At 27.7% G+C, this 7,703-nt stretch carries 9 protein-coding genes; 1 reads left to right on the top strand and 8 read right to left on the bottom strand.

Annotated elements, in window-relative coordinates; all coding sequences use genetic code 11:
- Positions 1-409: 409 nt before the first annotated feature.
- The 8 genes from B3603_RS03275 to yqeC all read right to left on the bottom strand — a co-directional run bounded on the left by B3603_RS03275 (position 410) and on the right by yqeC (position 6,307).
- A complete protein-coding gene (locus B3603_RS03275; RefSeq protein ID WP_291560701.1) occupies positions 410-1,450 on the bottom strand; it encodes an ABC transporter substrate-binding protein in 1,041 nt (346 codons plus the stop codon).
- A gap of 25 nt (positions 1,451-1,475) precedes the next feature.
- Positions 1,476-2,264 carry an ABC transporter ATP-binding protein gene (locus B3603_RS03270; protein ID WP_291560699.1) on the bottom strand — a complete coding sequence of 263 codons (789 nt, stop codon included), beginning with the start codon at positions 2,262-2,264 and terminating at the stop codon, positions 1,476-1,478.
- Positions 2,261-3,229 carry a FecCD family ABC transporter permease gene (locus B3603_RS03265; protein ID WP_291560697.1) on the bottom strand — a complete coding sequence of 323 codons (969 nt, stop codon included), beginning with the start codon at positions 3,227-3,229 and terminating at the stop codon, positions 2,261-2,263. Before B3603_RS03265 ends, B3603_RS03270 begins: the two co-directional genes overlap by 4 nt.
- Complete coding sequence (locus tag B3603_RS03260; protein ID WP_291560695.1) at positions 3,226-3,771, bottom strand: nucleoside-triphosphatase; 546 nt, start codon at positions 3,769-3,771, stop codon at positions 3,226-3,228. The genes B3603_RS03265 and B3603_RS03260 overlap by 4 nt, the downstream gene beginning before the upstream one ends.
- A gap of 77 nt (positions 3,772-3,848) precedes the next feature.
- The gene (locus B3603_RS23090) at positions 3,849-3,971 is read right to left on the bottom strand and encodes a hypothetical protein (RefSeq protein ID WP_414632364.1); all 123 of its coding nucleotides are present in this window, start codon (positions 3,969-3,971) and stop codon (positions 3,849-3,851) included.
- Between the two features lie 152 nt (positions 3,972-4,123).
- The gene (gene yqeB, locus B3603_RS03255; RefSeq protein ID WP_291560692.1) at positions 4,124-4,960 is read right to left on the bottom strand and encodes a selenium-dependent molybdenum cofactor biosynthesis protein YqeB; all 837 of its coding nucleotides are present in this window, start codon (positions 4,958-4,960) and stop codon (positions 4,124-4,126) included.
- A 13-nt stretch (positions 4,961-4,973) separates the two neighbouring features.
- The gene (gene mocA / locus B3603_RS03250; protein WP_291560690.1) at positions 4,974-5,555 is read right to left on the bottom strand and encodes a molybdenum cofactor cytidylyltransferase; all 582 of its coding nucleotides are present in this window, start codon (positions 5,553-5,555) and stop codon (positions 4,974-4,976) included.
- Positions 5,556-5,569: 14 nt separating this feature from the next.
- Positions 5,570-6,307 carry a selenium cofactor biosynthesis protein YqeC gene (gene yqeC, locus B3603_RS03245; RefSeq protein WP_291560688.1) on the bottom strand — a complete coding sequence of 246 codons (738 nt, stop codon included), beginning with the start codon at positions 6,305-6,307 and terminating at the stop codon, positions 5,570-5,572.
- Between the two features lie 546 nt (positions 6,308-6,853).
- On the opposite strand from yqeC, the gene B3603_RS03240 reads away from it, so the two are divergent.
- The coding region (locus B3603_RS03240; protein ID WP_291560685.1) for a stage V sporulation T C-terminal domain-containing protein at positions 6,854-7,703 on the top strand (850 nt) is incomplete at its 3' end.

Raw genomic sequence — 7,703 nt, 5'->3', positions numbered from 1 at the left:
TGAAAAATTAAGAATGAAAGATGAAGAATTATGGTTAAAACTCCACGGCCAAAGCCTTTGGAGTTTTTTTAAATAAATTTTATTTTAAGAAATTCACCTTTAGTGAATTTTTTCCTAGATCCTTCATTCTTCATTATTAATCCTTAATTTCTAAGGGATTAATCTGTTTTTATAGAAAATTTATTCTCTAGGGTATATATTAAGTTTTCGTATTGTATCCCTATAGTAGCTATGTTTATTAATAAAAAATCAGCAAAATAACTATAGGGTGCTTATAGCACCCTATAGTTATTTTGTCGATTTTTCTTACGTTATAGTTTTTTTATAACTTATCATAAATTAATTTATAAGTTATATATTCTAATAGATTTTATGAATGTTAGATATTATTTTATAAAGATTACTATATTCATATACCTGTTTTTAAAAGATTATTGACTTCTTCGTCAGAAAGATTTTTATGGTAGAATAGTTTGAAAAATTCTTTAGTATCTTCAGTTATATTTCCTTTATATAAATCTGGATATAGGCAGGATTGAAACCATTTTATTCCCAGTAACCTATTAATTGATGGTGGTTTATCGAACCAACTAAAGGGCAATGATGGAATTATATATATTTTATTTTCTTTTACTGCAGAAAGTTGTTCCCATGAACCATCACTAAATACATTTGAGTCTGCAACGATAACATTCGGTTCCCATGTTATAATCTGTTCCATAGATACAGTATTGCGTGCACCATGTTTTACAGGAAAATCAGCTACATTTTTTCCACCAGCATATTTTATAACTTCAGAATGAAGAGAACCTTCAGGATCTGTTTCTAATCCTTTAGGACCTTCTGCATAATAAACTTTTACTTTTTCATCATCTTTAATATTTTTTACAATTTCTTCAGACTCTTTAAGTACTTTTTCACAGTATAGCGCTAGTTTTTCAGCTTCATCTTTTTTATCTAATAAATTTCCAACAAATCTGTAGGCTTCAGGTAATTTATCCATTTTTCCGTCTACAAGAATAAATGGAATATTAGATTGTTTTTGAAATTTTTCTACTCCAGATATAGTTAAGTCGTTTATATCACCCATAGATATTACTATGTCAGGTTTTAGATTAGCTATTTCTTCTATATTGCCAGATTTTTTACCTTGTAGGCTACCTGCTATAGGAAGCTTGCCAGTCTCTGGCATAAGGTATTCTAAAGATTTTTCTGAAAGTTTATTATTCCATGCCGCTAGTTTTTCAGGACATAATGAATAAATAAATACAGAACCTAAGGGGCTTGTACAATATATTTTTTCTATTTTAGATGGTATTTCTACTTCTCTTCCTGCTTGATCTGTTATAGTTTTATGGCTATTTAAAGTAGGAGTAGATTTTGGGCTACAGCCATAAAAAGAAAATATTAGAACTAAAGATAGTAATAGGCCTGTAAGCTTTTTAAACATGTTATTATTGCTCCTTTCTTTATTCTTATTTGAAGTCAAAGGGTATGCATATATTTTTTTTAAAGTTATCATTTATGGTAGCTTCTACCATTCTTATATTTACTCCATAAATTTCTTTTATAACTTTAGTAGTGATTTCATCAGATGGATTACCAAAGGAAAATCCTCCTTCTTTTTTCATAATAGCAACTTTACTTCCGTACAAAAGAGCATGGTTAGGATTGTGGCATGACATAAGTATAGTTTGATTGTTATTTATACATAATGATTTTATCAATGCTAAAACTTTTATCTGATTTCCATAGTCAAGATTTGATGTTGGTTCATCCATTATTATTATGGAAGCCTCTTGAGCAAGAGCTCTTGCTATCAACACCAATTGTCTTTCACCACCGCTTAGTTCTGTATAAATTTTATTTTTTAAATGAGCTATTTCTAAAGTATTTAAAGATTTTTCTGCAATTTCTATATCTATTTTACTTGGAGATGAAAAATCTTTTATGTAAACAGCACGTCCCATTAGTACTACATCCATCACTGAAAAAGGAAAAGGTGGTGTATGTGCTTGAGGGACATAAGATATACGTTTATATAATTCTTTAGTAGAAAAAGTATTTATATTTTTATTATCTATTAATATTTCTCCAGATTTTAATTTTAAAAGCATTAGCATGGTTTTAAAAAGAGTAGTTTTTCCTACTCCATTAGGACCAAGTACACATAATAATTCACCAGATTCCAATTCAAAGGATAAATCTTTGAAAAGTATGTTATTACCATATCCAAAGGAAGCTTTTTTAATTTCTAGTTTCATAGCCAACCCTTCTTTACATTCATTAATAAATAAGCAAAAAATGGTATTCCAATTAAAGAAGTTAATATTCCAAGAGGTACCTCTACAGTAAACATACACCTAGCTAGATCATCTACTAATAGCATATATAAACTACCTATAAAAAAAGAAGTTGGTAGTAAAGATTTATAATTTGGTCCATACATAGATCTAGTTAAATGTGGAATAACCAGTCCAACCCATCCAATAACTCCACAATATGAAACTATTGAAGCACTAAGTAAAGTAGAACATATTATTACAATAATCCTTATTCTATTTGTATTTACTCCTAGTGTTTTTGCTTCATCTTCTGGAAAAGACAATATGTTAATTTTCCATCTTATCAACATTAGAGGAACTAATCCTAGAATTATAGGTATTATCATAACTTGTAAATCTTTTAATGTTATAGAAGATAGCCCACCCATAAGCCAAAAGGTTATAGCAGGAAGTTTATCATAGGGATCGCATATATATTTCACAAGAGACACTGCAGATGTAAACAATCCTTGAATCAACATTCCAGATAAAACTAAAACTAAACTTGGATCATGATGAGGGATTCTTCTACTTATTCTCCAAGAGAGCATAACTGCTATTAAACCAAATATAAATGCTAGAATCTGTATAAAGTGAATATTAAAAGAAAATAGTATACCTATGGCGACGCCAAAACTAGCACCAGCAGATGCTCCTAAAATATCAGGAGATACTAAAGGATTTTTAAACATACCTTGATAAGAGGCACCAGCAGTAGACAAAGCTCCACCAACTAATAAGGCAGCTATAATTCTAGGTAAACGCAAGTTGAAAAATATAGCAATAGCTTTATCATTTAGTGAATATAAATCATATAAGGATATAGAATATCTTCCTATGCAAATTGATAATAAAATTAAAATAGCACCTATAGGAAATAGTAAATACTTTTTTACTTTTTTCATAAACTCATCTCATCTCTAGAATTTTTTATAGAAACATTCCAATTTTTTAATATATCTAATATATGACTTGCAATGTAATTTCTATTATCTAAAGTAACTTTTACTATAGAGATATCTTTTCTATTACGTAATTCATTTAAAAAAGGTGAATCAAATTCTTTTAATACTCCTAATACTATTTTATTATTATCTAAAACTTTTCTTATGGAAGATTTGAAAATTTCTGCATTTTCTTCAAGAAAGCCCACTTCATCCAATACTATTAAGTCACTATTTTCTAAGCTAGTATTCAATATTTCAACTCCTTTAGTTTCAAAAGTATATAAATTTGGAATTGGCTTTTTGGACTTTGTGCATTTACCAATTATGTTATTTCTTTTTTTATCTTTAAAAGATATCATATCAAAATAAATATTACCTTCATTATCTAGACAGCGTTCTACTTGAAAGCCACCTATTGAAATATTCAATTCATATAATACCTTTTTTATTACGGTACTCTTACCAGTGCCACTGGGAGCTGTAAGAAATAAATTATGCATAGTAAGTCTCCTTTTATTTTAGAACTTAAAAGATTATATTATTTAAATCTTTAACATGATTTAAAGTATCTTTATTTTTAATTAATAAAACCTTTAGCTTCTCCACCACATTGCATACCTAATTCTCCACTTTCATTTAGTTTATATTCAAAAGTGCTATTTTCATTATTTTTAATACACTCTAAAGCTTTATTTATGATTTCATGTTCAACTTTACTGCCACCTACAGTACCGTGAATTTTTCCATTATTGATCCGCTTTTACCACGGGTGGATCAATAAATATGAGTTATAGTAGCTAAAGCTACAGAATCTCCNNAGAATCTCCTTTGTCAACGGTTTCATAAGTTTTCTTAGGATGTTTTGTTCCACACATTAACTCTACTTTCTGTATTTTTGTTCATAAAATATAGAATAGCTTCTAATACACCACCAGCAATATTTCGTGCTTTATCAGAAATAGTATAACAATTTCTAATTTCATGACATCTAGGATCTACATCGGCTATTTTCAACCCTTTTTCAATTTTGCTGCCATTTCTTATGATTCCTCTTAATAATCCACTTATTTCTGTTTTAATTTCTATACTATCTACATAAGCTAAAATTTCACCTGAGGAGACAAAATCGCCGATTTCTTTTACATTTTGAATAATTCCACTAGCTGGGCTGTATATAACTCTCTCTTTAGAATATCCTCCAATTTCCCCAGGGACTCCTGTATTTTTCATGGCTTCTCCTTTTAATATAACTCTTCCTAAATTATGACCTCTCATGGTTTCTATAACAGCATGCACATCTTTACCAGCCTCAAAACCAGGTCCGAGAGCTATAGTTATTTCTGCCATATTCATTTTTGTACCTAAGTTTTTCTTTGCTATTATAGCGTCTATTAAAATTCTAGGTTTTAACATTTCTATAAATTTACCATGAGGATCTACTGCGATAGGAATTTTATTATTTTGCCAGCATTTTAATATTTCATTAAAACTGCTTACTCTTATAGCAGTAATGTTTTCAATAGTAATTTTACCAGTATATATGGCTTCACTATAACATACATTTCTTCTTATAGAAGTGGGATAATAAGATTCTAAAACTAATATTTTAAAACCGCTTCTATGGAGCTTATGTATAGTTCCAGAAGCTAAATCTCCACCACCCCTAACAATTATAACATTTTTATACATATTTACCCCATCCTCATTGTAAATTTTTGGTTAATATATATTCGTAATCTTTTACCGTATCAACATCTAATAAAGAATAATCACTTTTTAAATCTATAAACAAAACTTCACTAAGATGATTATTTATAATAGCCTTACCCCCTACATCTCCCTGTAAATTAAGTAATTGATCTTTGAATTTTGTTGAGAATATAGTAGGGGAACCAGCCTTAGTTTTGTATCTAGGTACTATTATAGAATTTTTATTTTTCATAAAAGTATCTAATAATAAATTTATAGTATAGGAATCTATTAATGGTTGATCAGCGGTAAAAAACATATATCCATCTGATGCACATGTATTTAAAATACCTAGTTTTATAGACTGGCTTTGTCCTTTATAGGATTCTGTATTTAAAGCAGTTAAAATATTTTTATTTTTACCTATATCTAATATTTGTTTTTCTTTACCAACTAAAATTATTTCATTAAAATTGCATTCTTTTATTGCATCTATAACATGCTCAATTATGGGTTTTCCTTTGAATGGTAGTAGCAATTTATTTTCACCCATTCTAGTGGAATAGCCCGATGCCATTATTACAGCATTTACCATGGCAAACCTCCAATTTAAAGAGATACTAAACTGTATCTTTTTTCTTTTAAGCTTCCTATAATTATTTTATCTATAAATAAGTTAGAGTTTGAATGCAAATGTTTTATTAGCTCATTTGCTAATAAAGTAGTATGTTGATTTTCTACTTTATTTATAAATAATATCTTTTCTCCTACAGAATCTTTAAAAAGTCCTATAGGATGAGTTATTAGTGAACTTATTATTGGAATGGATATTTTTTCACCTAAACTTCCATTACTTATATTTATAAAATGGTTCACTCTATGAACGTTAATATCATTTATTATTTTACCTATACATGTTATGTCTAATACTCCTATGGTCTTAGTGGTATTTTTACATATAACTGGCTCATTTTCTCGCCATCCTTTAATAGATTTTCTTTTGGAACCATCTGCTTCTATTATAGAGTAGTCAAAATATTTAAATTTGTTATCCAAAAATTCTTTATTTAAACCAAGTAGTTTATCATCTTCATTCATAAAACTCCCATATACATATACACCATTTTCCTCATAATCATCATATATAGAGCAATTTTCTTCTCCAATACATATAAAATCATAAGATGTTTTATCAGGAGGATATATCTTTGTGGTAGTTGTTACTAAAACCTTATTACAAGCTCTTAGCTCTTCGGCTAGATTTAACATTAGGGAAGTTTTTCCACCAGCTCCAACTATTGATAAAACAGATCCTTTTTTAAAATTTAATATATTTGAAATAAGCATATTTACCTCTTTAATATAGTTTATTTTTTAAATATTAAAGCAATAAATATGCCAAAATATCTTATAATTTACTTATCTATAAATTAGTATAAATTGGACAAGATTTTATAGGGGAAATATTGAAAAATCAACATTTGAACAATATAAGAGTTCTGAAAAATATGTCTAAAATAGGAGATGCTACATATTTTAAATATTACATCTATATAATAATAAAAATTATATCTAGACATAATTTGAAAAGCATTGAAATTTCTAGTTTTTTTCATTCAAGTAGTACTAGATTAAGTCAAATAATTGTTAGTTACAAAAAAAATTATATTTATTTACAGCTGGAGAAAAATTATTAAAATGATAATTATTATAATATTGATAAATTGCGTATATTCGAAATTTTCAATGAATTATTAGAAAAATTATCTTATTGATAAGGATTTGAAGTAAATTTTATTTTAATTTTCATATAATTGTGATAAAATGACTTTGTGGGAGTTATTGTAATTTATTGTAGAAAAAATAAATTAATGTTTAAGGAATGATATAAATATGAAGGGTTCTACATTACTAGAGATTCAAGACACAGTGGCTAAATATGCAAATATAATTTCAAATGTAATTAAAGTAGATGTTGAGATTGTAGATAAAAATTTGTGTAGAGTAGCGGGCACTGGTATTTATAAGAATGAAGTAAACAAAGATATATCAAAGGAAGGATATGTATATGATCATGTTATAAAAACTGGGGAAAAACAAATAATAAAAAATCCTGGACAGCATTCTTTCTGTAAAAAGTGTAATCATATAAATAATTGTGTAGAAAAAATGCTTGTTTGTACTCCTATAATTTTGAATAAAGATATTATTGGAGTAATAGGGCTTGTATGTTCAGAGGAGAGTCAAAGAACTCACTTTATAGAAAATTTTGACTCATTTATTCAGGTTTTAGATCAAATATCAGATTTTATAAGCACTAAATCATATGAACACCTTGAGTTTGAGAGAAGTAATATGATGGTAGAATTATTAAATCAAATAATAGACAGTGTAGATAAAGGTGTTTTAGTTACTAAAAACAATGAAATAGTTCATATGAACGTAAGTGCTACGAAACAACTTAAGCTGACTGCTAGCAATATAAATAAAAAAATAACAATTTCTTCCACTAGTGAATATATACTTGGAGGCGAAGTATATACTATAATCATAAACGATGAAAGATTTCAACTTATGGGTAGAATTATACCCGTTTTTCCGGTGCTATCTTCCTATGATAGAATATTTGTATTTGAAGAAATAAAACATTTAAAATCTAAAATACATAAAGTTAGTGGTGGAAGAGAAGTTATAAAAGTTGAAGATATTATTGGAAAGTCAAAAGCTATGCTTGAGCTTAAAA

Source organism: Clostridium sp. UBA2485, from assembly GCF_002341865.1.
In the GTDB taxonomy this organism is placed as follows: Bacteria; Bacillota; Clostridia; order Clostridiales; family Clostridiaceae; genus Clostridium_J.
This window is presented reverse-complemented; position numbering and strand designations above follow the sequence as displayed.

Coding starts and splice junctions, on each gene's coding strand:
- B3603_RS03260 (WP_291560695.1), bottom strand. CDS start 3,771: ATGCATAATTTATTTCTTACAGCTCCCAGTGGCACTGGTAAGAGTACC.
- yqeB (WP_291560692.1), bottom strand. CDS start 4,960: ATGTATAAAAATGTTATAATTGTTAGGGGTGGTGGAGATTTAGCTTCT.
- B3603_RS03275 (WP_291560701.1), bottom strand. CDS start 1,450: ATGTTTAAAAAGCTTACAGGCCTATTACTATCTTTAGTTCTAATATTT.
- B3603_RS03265 (WP_291560697.1), bottom strand. CDS start 3,229: ATGAAAAAAGTAAAAAAGTATTTACTATTTCCTATAGGTGCTATTTTA.
- B3603_RS03270 (WP_291560699.1), bottom strand. CDS start 2,264: ATGAAACTAGAAATTAAAAAAGCTTCCTTTGGATATGGTAATAACATA.
- mocA (WP_291560690.1), bottom strand. CDS start 5,555: ATGGTAAATGCTGTAATAATGGCATCGGGCTATTCCACTAGAATGGGT.
- yqeC (WP_291560688.1), bottom strand. CDS start 6,307: ATGCTTATTTCAAATATATTAAATTTTAAAAAAGGATCTGTTTTATCA.